This window comes from Falsiroseomonas sp. (assembly GCF_051859025.1).
GTDB lineage: Bacteria > Pseudomonadota > Alphaproteobacteria > Acetobacterales > Acetobacteraceae > Falsiroseomonas.
On sequence record NZ_JBHYGL010000038.1, the window covers coordinates 94162 to 108445 of the forward strand.

Here is a 14284-nt window from a genome sequence, read left to right on the forward strand (position 1 = left end):
TCACTTCGCCAGCCCGATCCTGACCGCGATCCGCCAGATCGGATCGACCAGCAGGTTGCAGGCGACGGTGCGGACGAGGTGGAAGCCCAGCACCAGCGGCACCGCCATGTCGAGTGCCTTGGCCGTGATCGTCATCTCCGGCATCCCGCCCGGCGCCATGCCGAGCAGCGCCGCCGTCACCGGCAGGCCGGACAGCCAGGCAAGCCCCACCGCCGCCAGCGCCAGGATGGCGGACAGCAGCAGCGTGGAACCCACGGAGGCGAGCGCCAGGCGCCGCGAACTCAGGATGAAGCGGCGGTTCAGCCGCTGGCCGAGGCTCGCCCCCATGCCGATCTGGCCAAGATTGACCATCCAGGTCGGCACGCCGGAGGGCAGCACATCGAAGGCCGCCATCAGCACCACCATGGCGCAGGGGCCGAGCATCCAGGGATTGGCCAGCGGCATCAGCCGGAACAGGAAGGCGGCCGCGAAACCCGCCGGCACCAGCAGCAGCAGGCCCATCGGATCCACCGCCGGCCGTTCCGCCAGGAAGGCCCCCGCGCCCCCTTGCGGGGCCAGCCAGGTGATCAGCGGCGGGAAGATCACCACCACCAGCATCACGCGGATCGTCTGCGCCAGCGTCACCGCCGGGACCGAGACATTGGCCCGCTGCGCCAGCACCGCCATGACGATCACGCCGCCCGGCACCGCGGCGAAATAGCCCGTCCGCGTATCCGTCCCCGCCATGCGCGCGAAGGCCTGCGCCACCAGCGCGCCGATGACGATGCTGGCCACGGCCGCCGCCACCAGCCAGGGCAGGGCGGTGGCGAGTGCCGCCAGCACGGGGGTGGAGAAGGTCTGCCCGAATCCGAGTCCCAGGAACACCAGCCCCACGGGCCGCATCGGCGGCGCCACCGCCGCCCGGTCATGCCAGGCCAGCACCCCCGTCGCCGCCATGGCGCCCAGCATCCAGGCCAGCGGAATATGCAGCAGGGAGAACAGCGCCCCGCCCCCTGCCGCGGCCAGCGCCGTCAGCAGATAGGCCAGCGGCCCAAGGGGGAGTGGCCCAGGGGGAGTGGCGGGTGCCGCGTTGGAAGGATTAGGGGAGGGTGCCACGGCCGATTTTTTTTCCGTGGTGCAGCATCCTCCCGCCCCGCCGCGCGGTCAAACCGTGGTGCCATGCGTCAAGACGGATTCTCGCGCCATGAGGCATTCCTGCGCCGCACTTAACACTTCTGTAGCGGCTTTCCCGCATGGTGGGTTTTGAGGCCGCAAATCCCATGACCGGCTCTCTGCTCCGCCCTGACCGGGTCGGACAATCCCGCCAGGAGGGCGCTTCCGGAAGATTCCGACCATGAGCACCACCATGCTCCAGCCAGCCATCCCCTCCTCTGCTGTCGCGCCGATCCCGCCGCCGCGTACGCAGACCCCCACGACGGCCGAGAAGCCGGCGGTGGATGTCGCGCCCGCCATGCCCAACCCGCGCCTGCGCATCGACCCGGCGCTGAGCCTGGTGGTGATCGAGTTCCGCGACTCGGTGGGGGAGCTGTCGCTGTCGATCCCGACGCCGAAGGAACTGGAAGCCTATCGCGACCAGCCGCGCCCGGAACCCGCCAGCAGCGTCGACGTCTCCAGCTGAGGCCGCCCCCGCCGCTTGCGGCGGGGATCACGCTGTGAAGGATATCCGCCGCGTCGACAGCGTGGCGATGGCGCTTGCACTGCTGCCACCGAACAGCGCCGCCACCGCCGCGTTGCCGCCGGTGGCGGGGGTTGCGGACAGCGCCAGGTAGCGCTGCGCCAGCTTCGCCACTTCCCGCGTATCCTGCAGCTTCGTCACATCCAGCCGCTGCGTCAGCAGCGTCTTCTGCTGGTCGAAATCCAGCACGCCGAAGCTGTCCGGCAGGCCGAGCGCGCCGCGCACCACCGCGGTCATCGCCTTGTCCTCCATCAGCCCCACGATGGTCGTCACCTTGGCGGCGTTGCGCATGAAGTACAGCGCCTCCCGCAGCCCCGGATTGCCGTCGCCCATCGCCTTCTCGTAGCGGTTGGTGATGGCGCCGGCGGTGATGCGATCCAGCAGCCCGGGATCGGCGGCGAAGGGCGATGCCGCGCGCGCTTCCGCCGCCGCCGCTGCCTCCACCGCCTCATCCCCCAGCCGCGTCGCACGGCTGAGCGAGGCGATCTGCGTCGTGCCGAGTGCCGCCATCTGCCGGGTGGTGAGGGAGCGCGACTGCTCGATGCTCATCGCTGCCAGCTGGTCGGTGCCGAGTGCGGCGACCTGCGTGGTGCCGAGGCCCGCGACCTGTGTGGTGGTCAGCGCGCGGATCTGCGCCGCACCCCATTGCCGCATCTCACCGGGATCGATCACCGCGGCCTGCAGCGGCGTCAGCGCCGCCACCTGTGAAGGCCGCAGCGCCGCCACCTGCGCCGATCCCAGCGCGCGCACATCCGGCAGGTCGAGCACGGAAATCGCGGCGCTGCCCAGCGCGCGAAGCTGGGTTGTGGAAAGTGCTGCGACCTGCGTGCTGGACAGGGCGCGCACCTGTTCGGTGCTCAGCCCCGCCACCTGCCTCGCGGACAGCGCCGCCACCTGCGTCGTCGTCAGCGCGGCCATTTGCGTCGTCGTCAGTGCGCTGGCCTGGCGGGTGGAGAAGGCGGCGGCCAGTTCGCGCCAGCGCCGGTCCGTCAGCCTGTTGGCCAGTGCGCCTTCCGCGGTCGGATCCTCCGTCAGGATCTTCCGCAGGATGCCGCGCTTGTCGATCTCGCCTTCCAGCTGGAAGGCTTCCAGCACCACCTGCAGGGTGCGGCGGTCCTTCAGCAGGGATTCGACATCCTGGTGTTTCGTCGCGGCATCCCGGAAGCGGTCCATCGCCGCCTTGTTGTCGCGGCGCTCGGCGAAGCGCGCTTCCAGCCTCTGGCCCTCGCGCTGCGCGACGGCGAAGGCCGTCAGCGCGCCAAGGCCGGGCAGCATGTCAGGCGACGCCCGCGACGAAATGCAGCGTGGCCGCGGCGGGGGTCGCCGCCGGCGTCGCGGGCAGGCCGCGCTGGGATTCCAGCGCCTCTATCATGTCGCGATGCAGGGCCATCAGCGGCTCCAGGCTGCCGCCATCCTCCAGCCGGAGGTCGGTCTCGCGCTGCGCCCAGAGGCCGAGGGAGATGAGCTGCCCGCGCAGCGCCGGCGGCAGCCTGTTGCCGGGCGACCCCAGGTCGCTGATGAAGATCGACCACATGCGGTGCACCTTCTCCAGCGCCACGGCGCGGGATTTGGTGTCGCTGGCCGCGGCCATCAGGCCGTTGACGTATCGGAAGGCGCGCAATTCGATGTCGCGCGGATGCGCGTGGGCGTTCTGGGTGGCGGCGTAGCGCGCTGCGCTCATGATCCCTCCGGTTGACGCAATTCGGCGGGGGCGCCGGAACCGCCGGCACCCCCGCCGTCTTCGACGGCGCTTCAGCCGATCATCGGAACAGGCTGAGCAGCGACTGGCTCTGTTCGTTGGCGATGGAGAGCGACTGCGTCGCCAGCTGCTGCTTGGTCTGCAGGCTGGTCAGTCGCGCGCTTTCCTCCGCCAGATCCGCATCGACCAGGGCGCCGAGGCCTTCCTTGATCGAGTCGTTCAGCTGGGTGGTGAAGGTCGTCAGACCATCGACCTGGCGGATATTGGCGCCGAGGTTCGCCAGGCGCGTGCCCATCAGGTCGATGGCGCCTTCCACCAGCGCGATCGCCTCATCCTGGCCCGTGCCCGCCGCCGGCGCGGCTTCCACCGTGGCACCCGTGATGTCGGTGGTGACGTCTTCCGAATTGCCGCGGATGAACAGCTCACCCTCATTGTTCAGGCCGGCATCGAGGCCCGCTTCCTTCATGCGCGTGATCAGCGCGGTCACGCGGGTCAGCGGGCTGTCCGTCGCCTCGAACTGCACGTCGAAGACACGCACATTCGGGTCCGGCGTGGTGCCCAGCGCGGCGGTGCCATCGCTGAACTCGAACACCAGGTCCACATCCTCCAGCGCCGTCGTCGGGTCACCGTCGAGGTCGCGCTGCACCGTCACGGTCAGCACCTCGCCATTCGCCGGCGCCAGCGTGTCGTCGAAGGTCACGGTGCGCGCGGCGGAGGTGACGGACAGGCCCGTCAGGTCAAGCCCCGCCGAGGTGCTGTCCGTGCCCTGCACGGAAGTGACCGAACCCTGGATGTCGCGGACGATATCGACGGAGGTGTTGGTCACGCCATCCACCGTCAGGCCGTTCACCAGCAGGTTCACGCCGTTGAAGGTGGCGGAATTCGCGAAGGCGTCGATGTTCTGCAGCGCGTTGGTGATCTGGTTGTTGATCTGCTCCGCATCCAGGCCCTGCTGCTGGCCCTGCGTCATCGTCTGCTTCAGCCGGCCGAGTTCGTCGGAGATCTGCGTCGCCGCGTCACGCGCGACGGTCAGCGCGGATTTGCCGAACTTCAGGCTGTCCTTCACCGCCGTCATGCCGTTCAGGTCGGCGCGCATGTTCTGCGAGATCGCGAACACGGCGGGATCGTCATCGGCCTTGCTGATGCGCAGGTTCGTCTCGATCCGCTGCTGGGTCTTGCCCATGTCCTTGCCGATATTGTTCAGCGAGCGGATCGCCGCCATGGCGGCGGCATTCGTGTTGACGGAGGACATTGTCCCCATCTCCTTGATCAGGCGTTCCGTGGTCAGGCCGGCTTTTTGCCTCCCTCCTCACGGGACCGGGCGCACCGCGTCGCTACGACGCCGCCGCCACCGGCCAGGGGCCCGCCATCCGCGGGCCTTCTTCCGTATCCTGCCACGCCGGGGATGAAGGCTGCGTAAAGCCCCACCCGGCGCGGCGGAAAAACACGCGCAAAAACTACTCGGCGTGCGGCCGCATCGCCGCCGCCACGCTGGCCGCAGCCGTCGCCGCCGCTGCGACACCCACCATCGGCATCGGCAGCCCGGTCTGCACATCAAGGCCCAGCACCGTCGCCTCATGCCGCATCACATGCCGCACCAGCCGCAGCGCCTGGTACCACTCATCCTGCTCCGCCATCGCCAGCGCGCGCTCCAGCAGCTGCCGCGCCATGGACGACGTCGTCGCCTCCTGGAACTCGGACACCAGGCGATGCGCATCCGCCATCGCGGCCTCGCGATCCTCCTCGGGCCCGACATAGGCACATTGCAGGGCGAAATAGATGCGGCGCGCCGGTGTGTTCGCCGCCTCCGGTGCCATCACCTGCTTGCCGAACAGGAAACGCGCCTTGGCAACAAGCTCCACCCGGGTCCGGCTGCGGAACCGCAGCGACGCGCCGTTCACCACCATCAACTCACCGGCACGCATCTCGAGCACCAACGTGGACATGCCACTCTCCCAAGCCTGGCGGCATGGCGGCGGGGGGGAAGCGGCCCGCCATGCCGGGGGGCCGGCGAACGCCGGCCAACGCGAATCTTTCGCCACCACACAGCCTGCGCCGCGTGCTCGATCCTTCGAGGGCGCGCCGCGCGCCCCGGCGCTTCTGCCGGGGACGCACGTCGCAGACGCATCATCACCGATCCGGCTTAACCAGGGTTGAAGGCGGCGCCCCCGATCCATCCCATCGTCCCTCATGCCATCATCCCCTTCCATAACCCTGCCATGCCACCGCTACCCCAGCATCGATACGAGCGAGAGGCGGGAGACCATCGTCGTCACGGTGTAGGAGGCCTCGAGCCTCTCCTTCACCTGCGCCAGCTCGGCGGAGACCTGCGCCAGATCCACCTCCGCCACGTCACCGAGCTGCGTGCGCAGCGCCACCAGCATGTCCGCATGCCGTTCACGCGTCGCATCGATGCGTGCGGATGCGGCGCCGAGCTTGCCCTGTTCTGCCGCCAGCGCCCCGGTGGCGCCGTTCAGCGTCGCGGTCGCGCCCTGCAGCAGTTCCTGCCAGCCCTCCCCGGTGTCGAACTGCGCCTGGCCGACGGCGGCCAGCGTCGCCAGGCTGCGCAGCAATTCCCGGCCCCATGACGCCGTCACCTCATCCGCGCTGTCGCGGTTGGCGAAGACGCCGATCGCCACGCGTTCGCCATCCGCCACCTGCAGCGCGCGCCGCGCTTCCGTCGCGCCATCGGTTTCCAGGAAGGCGGAGAAGGGGGTGGTCGCGGGATCGGTGGCGATGGTCTGCGTGTCCGCCAGCACCGTCGCGGCATTGGTCGGGTCCAGCGTCGCCACGGCCGCGGCGATCGCGGTGGCCATCGGCCCGGTCGTGACATTGGCGGCGTCGGGCACCGGCGGCGATGTCACGTCCGAACCCCCGAACAGGTATTCGCCGCCATGGCGCGTGTTCAGCAGCGCCGCCACCTCCTCCATCGCCGCGCGGGCGATGTCGGCCAGGGAGTCGACGGAAACGGCGCCCAGCGTCCGCGCCCGCAGCGCCTCCGCCGCCACGTTGCTCGCGATGTCGTGCAGCCGGCCGAGCACGGTCTGCGCCGCACCCGCCCGCGCCAGCGCGCGGTCCGCGGCCTCGGTGAAGGCCTCCCGCTTGCCGATCTCGACCTTCAGGTCGATCGCCCGCCGCGCATCGAGGCCGAGGTCCCCATGTACCGCGCCGCGCTGCCCGGTGCTGACCTGGCGGGAGATCACGTCCACCCGCTGCCGCATCGACGCCTGTTCCAGCGCCATGCTGCCGATCATGGAGATCGTGGACATGGTCAGCGCACCGCGCCGAACAGCGCGTCCCACATCGCCTGGATGGTCGAGATCACCCGCGCATTCACGCTGTAGGCGGTCTGCAACTGCACCATCGACGCCACCTCCTTGTCCACATCGACCCCCGAACGCTGCTGGAGGCGGGCGCCGAGGACATCACGCAGCCCCTCCGCCCGTTCCTTGGTGGCGGTCGCGGCCGCGCGGGTGCCCGCCTGTTCCGCCACCAGCGCGCTGCCGTAATCCTCCAGCGTCCGCAGCCCGCTGAGGGGGGAGGAGAGCGTGCCATCCGGCCCCAGCGCGCCGCTGGCGAAGCCGGGCTGCGGCGTGCCCGCGGCCAGTTCCGCGCCGAAGGTGAAGTCCAGCACCCGGTCCAGCAGCGTCGCGAAGCCCGCCGGCCCCGTCGCGGCATTGGGCGTGAAGGCCGTGGGCCCGCCCGGCGCCGCCACCACCGCATGGGTGCCATCCCGCACCAGGGCCGGGTCCGCCACGACATCCGGGTTCACCCGGATGGCGCCGGCGAAGCCCACCATGGCGCTGCCGGCATAGGGCTGGGTCACGTCGGGCACCGTGCCGGCATCGTCGGTGAACAGCCGCAGGCCCTGCGCTTCCATCCGGTAGGCCAGTTGGGACGCCGCGACATCCGCTTCCGCCTGCATCCGCGGCAGCGTCGCGTCCCGCAATTCCGCCGCCGCCCCCAGCCGCCCGCCGGCCAGCCGCCGCGTCACGTCGATGCCCTCCAGCATCACGCCGGGCAGCGTGCCGCCATTGCCGTGCCAGGCGCCCGATCCCACCGTCGCATCGGCGAGCGTGAAGGGGCGGCCCCCTTCCTCCAGCGGCAGCGTGATGCCGCCGCGCGCCACCAGCGTCACCTCCCCGTTGCTGCGGCGGATGACGGTGAGGTCGAGGCTTTCCGACACCTGCCCGATCAACTGGTCCCGCTGATCCTCCAGCTCCGCCGTGCTGCGGCCGGACGCGGCCTCCCGCCGGATCGCGTCGTTCAGCCCGGCGATGGAGGAGAGGTTGGCGTTCAACGCCTCCACCTCCGTCCGCATCGCGTCCTGCGCCTGCTGCCGCGCCTCCCCGATCGCGGCGGAGACGCTGTTGAGCCGATCGGCCAGCGTTTCCGCCGCGGTGACGACGGTGCTGCGCCGGATCGCATCCGCCGGCGCTTCGCGCAGCGCCACGATGGCGTCGCGCAGCCCGCCCATCAGCCCGCCGACGCTGTCGCCATTCTCGGGCGATCCATGCGCCGCCTCCACGCCGCGCAGCAGATCCTCCCGCAGCGCGCCGGCGGCAACATCGCCCTTGGCGCGGTCCTGCGCCGCGATCAGCGCCAGATCCACGTCGCGCGCCACCGGCTGGCTGCGCACGCCGATGCCCGTGCCCGCCGCCGTCAGCGTGCGGCCTTCCAGCACCTTGCGCGTATGCCCCTCGACCCCCGCATTGGCGATGTCGTTGGACGTGCGCGCCATCTGGCGCTCCAGCAGCCTGAGGCCGCTGCGCGCGACGGTGAAGGCGAGGTCGAGGCCCATGGGTCAGTTCCCGCGCGTGTCGCCTCAGCGCTTCATGTTGATCGTGTCCTGCAGCATCTCGTCGCTGGCCGTCACGATGCGGGTGTTGGAGGTATAGGCCCGCTGCGCGAGGATGAGCTTCGAGAATTCCGCCGCGATATCCACGTTCGACCGTTCGACGGAATTGGTGACGAGCTTGCCGACCCCGTTGGTGGAGGCATCGGTCACGCGCGCCTCCCCGCTTTCCACCGTGCGCAGGAAGGCCTGGCCGTCCAGCTTCTGCAGCTTGTCCGGGTCGTTGAAGGCCACGATCGGCACGCGCGCCACGATGCGCGTCTGGCCGTTGTCGTAGTTCACCGCGACGTCGCCATTCTCCCGAATCGTCACGCCGTTATAGGCGCCCAGCGGCACGCCATCCTGCGACAGGTCGCGCACCGAATACTCGGTGCCGGCATACATGGTCAGGCCCGTCGGCACGCCGAAGCCGCCGAGGTTGATCTGCACGTCCTGGTTCCCGTAGCCGTAATCCACCGCGAAGCCGAGGAAGGCATTGTCCCCCGCCTCGGATGGCGCTGGCGTCGTGCCCGTGGCGTTGGCGCGCGTGGTGATGGAGGAGATGGTGCCCGGCGCCGCATTCACCACCGGCGGGCCGGCGGCGATCTGGCCACCGAACTGCACATCGACGAAGCGCCCATCGGCGGGTGCGGCGGTGTCGTTCTCCGGCGTGATGCGCAGCCGCCAGGTGTCGGTATCGAGCCGCCACCAATCCAGCGTCACCTGCTGCTGGTTGCCGAGCGCGTCATAGATCTGGATGACGCTGCTGACCGGGTCCTCCGGCGGCGCCCAGGGGGCCGCGGCGGGAATGGCCGCCACCGCGTCCACATTGCTTGGCAAATTCGCCGCCAGGTCGATGGAGCTGGTCGGCACCGGGTTGTAAACGAGTTCGGAGATGCGGATCGGCGCCAGGGAGGTGCGGTCCGGCTGGCCGGATGCCAGCATGGTCCAGCCTTCCAGGTAGTAGCCGCTGCCATTCACCATGTAGCCGTCGCGGTCCATGGCGAAGTCGCCCGCGCGGGTGAACATCTGCCGGTCGTCGAAGATCACATCGGCCCCCGACCCGCCGCGGGACTGGGAGACGGAGAAGAAGCCCTGGCCGGCGATCGCCATGGCCAGCGGGTTCTCCACCTGTTCGATCGTGCCCTGCACGGTGTTGGTGTAGTCCGGCCGCGCCTCCACCGAACCCGGCAGGTTCACCCGCAGGTTTGACCGCGTCAGCCAGTTGGTGAAGTTGGTGTCGGTGCGCTTGAAGCCGACGGTCTGGCTGTTGGCCACGTTGTCGGAGACATGGCCCAGTGCGCGGGCCTGCGCCGCAAGGCCGCTGATCGCGGTGGTCATCGAGCCGAGCAGCGACATGGTCCGGATGCTCCAGAAGGGGTAGGGGCCGGTGGCGTCGCCGCCCCCTGGCCTGGTTGTCGCGGTGCCTTCGCACCCCGCCTGGCGGTGCCAGCGCAACCCGCGTGCCAGCGTCCGCCCCCCGCCGGCAGGGCCAGTCCTGCCGGCCGGCGGCAGATCCTGCCGGGCGGGGACCGGCTTCTGCCGCCGGCGGGCCCCCCGGCCCTGGCATGGCCGTTGCGCTGGAGGCCCCGAACCGCATCCGGCCCCCGCATGGACCTTCCCCTTCCCTCGGCCAGCCCACCCGGCCCCGCCGCCGCGCCCCCTGGTTTTTCCGGGGGCGCGCCTGCCGGCAGCCAATCCGCGCGGGGCCGCTTCGGCCAGGCGCTGGAGGAAGCCGTGGCGGCCGGCGGAGAGGCGCCGCGCGCCCCCGGCGCCGTGCCGGGCGAAACCCCTGGGCCGAAGCCGGACGCGGCGGCGGAGGCGACCACCGACGCCGTCCCGGTTTCTGTCGAGGCCGATGCGGCGACCACGCCGCCGTCGCCGGACCCGCCCGCCGGGCTTGCCGAGGCCCCATCCGGCCCCATCCTCGCCGACAGCCCGGCGGCGGAACCCTCGGCCGATGGCCAGTCCCTGCCGGTGACGGCGCTGGCGATCGAACAGGCGATGGCCGGCCTGCCCGCCACCCCGTCCCCGGCGCCCCCATCCCCTGCTGCCCTGCCCGCCGCTGGCGCCCCGCCTGCCGCTGGCGCGCCGGTGCCTGCGGCCATGCCGCCCGGTGCCGCATCCATCGGTCCCGCACCCTCCGGTCCTGTTTCGACCGGCCCCGCACCCCCGGCTCCGGCGCCCGCGGACGCTGCGGCTGCCGCCCCGCCCGGCCAGATCGCCCCGGGCGTCGCCGCCGATGGCGCCGCGCCGCCGCCCACAGGGCCGGCCCCGGCCGTCCTTGCGCAGACCGTGGCGGCGGCGCCCGCGGAAGCAGCCCTGCCGGCTCCCACCCCCGCCGCATCGCCTTCCCCGATGGGGGTGGCGCCAGTGGTCGCCCCGGCGGTTACCCCGGCGGCGGCAGCGATGGAGGCTTCGGCGGGAGGGGCAGCGGCCACCGCCCCGGCTTTGGGCGGACCGGCAGGGCTTCTCCTGCCGGGCGCGGCCACCGCCCCTTCGCCGGGGCCAATCGGGGAGGCGGACGCGTCGCCCGCCGCGCAGCCCCTGGCGGCCGCCCCGGCCCCGGCATCCGCCGCCGCATCGCCGCCCGGTGCGCCGCCGAACCTCGCCCAGGCACCGGCCACCGCCGCGTCGCCCCAGGCCCAGCTTCAGGCCCAGCCGACCGAAACCGCCGCCGCCACCCAGCCCCTGGCCGGCGTCGTCGTCGCCAGCGTCCAGGCGGGTGCCATCGCCGGCACCCCGGCACCGCGCCCGGCTTCCAGCGCGCCGGCGGGGCGGGGCGGGGATGCGCTGGCGGCGACCGCGCCCGGCCCCGCGCCCGGCTCCGCAATGGGCGCCAGCCCGACGCCGACCCCCGGCCCGACCCCGAACCCCCTGGCCGCCGCCCCCGTCACCGATCCCGCTCCGCTGCCGGAAGGCGCCGCCCTCGATCCCCCGCCCGCCGCGATCGCCGAGGCCAGCCCAACGCTGCCGGCGGTATCCCCCGAATCATCTGCCGGCGCGCATCACGCCGCGCCGCAGGCCGCCGAGCCGCGCATGGAAGCCGCGGCCACGCCGCCTCAGCCTGCCGTCGCCGCCACCACGGATCCCGCCCCCCGCACGCCACCCCTGCTGGCCCGCGCCGCCGCAACGCCCGTCGCCTGGCCCGCCCGCCAGGTCGCACCCTTCGCCGTCGCCCTGGCGCTCGGCGGCGATTCCAGCCTGACCCTGACGCTGGACCCGGTGGAACTGGGCCGGGTGGAGGTCTCGATCGACCGCAGCCGGGGCGAGGCCCTGGTGCGCGTGACGGCGGAGCGTGCCGACACGCTGGCGCTGCTCCAGCGCGATGCCGGCGAGTTGGAACGCGCGCTGTCCGATGCCGGGATCGGGGAACGGGGCGCGAGCCTGTCCTTCAGCCTGGGCGATGGCGGCGCGGCGCGGGACCAGGCGCAGCGCGAGGGCCAGGCCCAGAACCAGGCCGCGCCGTCCGCCCGCGCGGCCAATTCGCGCGACGCGACCGGCCCGCTGCCCGCGCCTGGTGCCATCCACCGCCAGGGGGCCGCGCATCGCGGTCTCCTCGACCTTGCCGTCTGAAGGAGAATCGCCATGAGCGGCAGCATCAGCGCCACCAATTCCACCACCTCCGGCGCCCAGGCGACCGCCAACAGCAACCGCCTGTCGGCCGATTTGAACACCTTCCTGCGCCTGCTGACGACGCAGTTGCAGAACCAGGACCCGACCCAGCCGATGGATGCCAACCAGTTGACCCAGCAGCTGGTGCAGTTCTCCACCGTCGAACAGCAGATGAACACCAACACCACGCTGCAATCCCTGCTGTCCCTGCAGCAGGCGGGGCAGCTGGGCCAGGCGGCGGCGCTGGTCGGCCGCCGCGTGACGGTGGAATCGGACCGCCTGCCGCTGCAGAACGGCCGCGCCGATGTGAACCTGCCCGCCGCCGGGACCGCCCGCGCCGCCCGGATCGAGATCCGCGACACCACCGGCAATCTGGTGCGCGCGCAGACCGTGCCGCTCGGCACCGCCGCCAGCACCTGGCAGTGGGACGGGAAGGATTCCCGGGGCCAGCTGCGCGACGATGGCAGCTACCGCCTGACCGTCACTGGCCAGGCCAGCGATGGCGGCACCACCGCCATCAACCACACCGTGACGGCGGAGGTGACGGGCGCGACGCGTGTCGATGGCGCGGTCACGCTCAAGATGGGCGCGGTGAACGTGGCCTATGACCGGATCAGGGACATCGCCGCCGCGCGCTGAGCGCGCGTGATGGCGCGGCTAGCCCTGCAGCCGCCGGATCGCCGCGATCATCGCTGCCGTCGCGGCGTCGCTCGCCTCCGCATCCCCCGCCAGCGCCGGCAGGATGCCACCCGCCAGCTGCTTGCCGAGTTCCACCCCCCATTGGTCGAAGGGATTGATCCCCCAGAAGGCGCCGAGGCAGGCTACCTTGTGCTCATACAGCGCCACCAGCGCGCCCAGCGTCTCCGGCGTCAGCGCCGGCAGCAGGATGGACACGCTGGGCCGGTTGCCGGGGAAGGTGCGGTGCGGCGCCAGGCGGTCGATCTCGGCGGCGGCCATGCCCCCCCGCGCCATCTCCGCCCGCGCCTCCGCCCCCGTCCGCCCGCGGGCCAGCGCCTCCGCCTGCGCCAGTGCATTCGCCAGCAGGATGCGGTGGCTTTCCGCATGGCCGTGGTCCGGCCGCGCGACCAGCACGAAATCCACCGGCACCGGCGTGGTGCCCTGGTGGATCAGCTGCAGGAAGGAATGCTGGGCATTGGTCCCCGGCTCCCCGAAGACCACCGGGCCGGTGGCATGGGCGACCGGCGCGCCCTCCACCGTCACCTGCTTGCCGAGGCTCTCCATCTCCAGCTGCTGTAGATGGGCGGCGAAGCGCGACAGGCGTTCGTCATAGGGCAGCACCGCGCGGGCGGGGTAGCCCAGCGCGTTCACGTGCCAGACTTCCACCGCCGCCAGCAGCAGCGGCAAATTGGTGGCTTCCGGCGCCGACAGGAAATGCTCGTCCATGGCGCGCGCGCCGGCCAGCAGGCCCTGGAAGGCCGGCATCCCGCAGGCCAGTGCGATGGAAAGCCCCACGGCCGACCACAGGCTGAACCGCCCGCCGACCCAGTCGCGGAAGCCGAAGACGCGGTCGGGCGCGATGCCGAAGGCGGCCGTCGCGGGCAGGTTGGTGGACAGCGCCGCCAGATGCGACCCCGCCGCCGCCTCCCCGAGCGCATCCGCCAGCCAGGCCTTCGCCAGGCGGGCATTGGCCATCGTCTCCTGCGTCGTGAAGGTCTTGGACGCCACCAGCACCAGGGTGCGCGCGGGGTCCAGATTGGGCCGCAGCGCCTCCCACGCATGGGCGTCCACATTCGCCAGGTAATGCGCCCGCATCGGGCAGCCCTGCCGCCACAGCGCCCGCGTCACCATGGCGGGGCCGAGGTCCGACCCCCCGATGCCGATATTCACCACATCGGTGAAGCCGCCCCCCCGCGCGCCGCGGATCGTGCCCTCATGCACACCCTTCACGAAGCCCGCCATGGCCGACAGCGTGCTATGCACGGCGGCGGAGGCATCCTCCCCCCCCGCATGGAACGCACCCGCCGGCCCGCGCAGCGCCATGTGCAGCGCGGCGCGCGCTTCCGTCCCGTTCACCGGCTGCCCCGCCGCCATCGCGTCCCGGAAGGCCAGCACCCCCCGCGCGCGGGCCAGGGCCAGCAGCGCATCCTGCACGGCAGGCGTCAGCGCGGTGCGGGACAGGTCCAGCATCAGCCCCGCCGCATGGTGGGCATGGGTGGCGGCGCGGGCGGGATCGGCATCCAGCAACGGGCGGATGGCGGCGGCACCGGGCTGGCGGCCAAGCGCCATCAGCGCCCCCCAAGCCTCTCCATCCCTCATGTCCGCCCTCCGCGATGACGCCGGACAATATCCCGGCCGCGCCCTAACGAGCGTGTGCCGGGTCCGGTTCTGGGTCTAGATACCGTTCCGGTGGCACACTGCGAAGGGAAGCGGAATGGCGGGACGGCCGATGGGGCACGTTCAGGGGGGGCAGTTTCAGGTGGGGCAGGTTCAGGGGGATCAC

The 14284-nt window shown here is 72.0% G+C and carries 12 protein-coding genes; 3 read left to right on the forward strand and 9 right to left on the reverse strand.

Annotated elements, in window-relative coordinates:
• A complete protein-coding gene (locus ACTIE5_RS25085; RefSeq protein ID WP_439552466.1) occupies nt 1-1095 on the reverse strand; it encodes an AbrB family transcriptional regulator in 1095 nt (364 codons plus the stop codon).
• A 238-nt stretch (nt 1096-1333) separates the two neighbouring features.
• Here ACTIE5_RS25085 and ACTIE5_RS25090 point away from each other — a divergent pair, with 238 nt between their 5' ends.
• On the forward strand, nt 1334-1618 hold the full coding sequence (locus ACTIE5_RS25090) for a hypothetical protein (RefSeq protein WP_439552467.1): 285 nt from the start codon (nt 1334-1336) through the stop codon (nt 1616-1618).
• A gap of 27 nt (nt 1619-1645) precedes the next feature.
• Here ACTIE5_RS25090 and ACTIE5_RS25095 read toward each other — a convergent pair whose 3' ends face one another.
• The 7 genes from ACTIE5_RS25095 to ACTIE5_RS25125 form a co-directional block, all read right to left on the reverse strand.
• On the reverse strand, nt 1646-2950 hold the full coding sequence (locus tag ACTIE5_RS25095; RefSeq protein WP_439552468.1) for a DUF1217 domain-containing protein: 1305 nt from the start codon (nt 2948-2950) through the stop codon (nt 1646-1648).
• 1 nt (nt 2951) lies between these two features.
• Nucleotides 2952-3356, reverse strand: a complete 405-nt coding sequence (locus tag ACTIE5_RS25100; RefSeq protein WP_439552469.1) for a flagellar biosynthesis regulator FlaF — start codon at nt 3354-3356, stop codon at nt 2952-2954.
• Nucleotides 3357-3435: 79 nt separating this feature from the next.
• Entirely contained in the window at nt 3436-4626 is a 1191-nt protein-coding gene (locus ACTIE5_RS25105) for a flagellin N-terminal helical domain-containing protein (protein WP_439552470.1), read from the reverse strand.
• A 205-nt stretch (nt 4627-4831) separates the two neighbouring features.
• A complete protein-coding gene (locus ACTIE5_RS25110) occupies nt 4832-5320 on the reverse strand; it encodes a flagellar biosynthesis repressor FlbT (protein WP_439552471.1) in 489 nt (162 codons plus the stop codon).
• 282 nt (nt 5321-5602) lie between these two features.
• On the reverse strand, nt 5603-6643 hold the full coding sequence (locus ACTIE5_RS25115; protein ID WP_439552472.1) for a flagellin: 1041 nt from the start codon (nt 6641-6643) through the stop codon (nt 5603-5605).
• 2 nt (nt 6644-6645) lie between these two features.
• Entirely contained in the window at nt 6646-8175 is a 1530-nt protein-coding gene (locus ACTIE5_RS25120) for a flagellar hook-associated protein FlgK (protein WP_439552473.1), read from the reverse strand.
• A 24-nt stretch (nt 8176-8199) separates the two neighbouring features.
• On the reverse strand, nt 8200-9567 hold the full coding sequence (locus tag ACTIE5_RS25125) for a flagellar hook protein FlgE (protein ID WP_439552474.1): 1368 nt from the start codon (nt 9565-9567) through the stop codon (nt 8200-8202).
• A gap of 252 nt (nt 9568-9819) precedes the next feature.
• Here ACTIE5_RS25125 and ACTIE5_RS25130 point away from each other — a divergent pair, with 252 nt between their 5' ends.
• Nucleotides 9820-11784, forward strand: coding sequence for a flagellar hook-length control protein FliK (locus ACTIE5_RS25130; protein WP_439552475.1), 1965 nt, complete (start codon nt 9820-9822; stop codon nt 11782-11784).
• Nucleotides 11785-11796: 12 nt separating this feature from the next.
• Nucleotides 11797-12462 (forward strand): flagellar hook assembly protein FlgD, encoded by a 666-nt coding sequence (locus tag ACTIE5_RS25135; RefSeq protein WP_439552476.1) that lies wholly within the window; start codon nt 11797-11799, stop codon nt 12460-12462.
• Between the two features lie 18 nt (nt 12463-12480).
• Here ACTIE5_RS25135 and pgi read toward each other — a convergent pair whose 3' ends face one another.
• Nucleotides 12481-14100, reverse strand: coding sequence for a glucose-6-phosphate isomerase (pgi, locus tag ACTIE5_RS25140; protein ID WP_439552477.1), 1620 nt, complete (start codon nt 14098-14100; stop codon nt 12481-12483).
• Between the last annotated feature and the right edge of the window lie 184 nt (nt 14101-14284).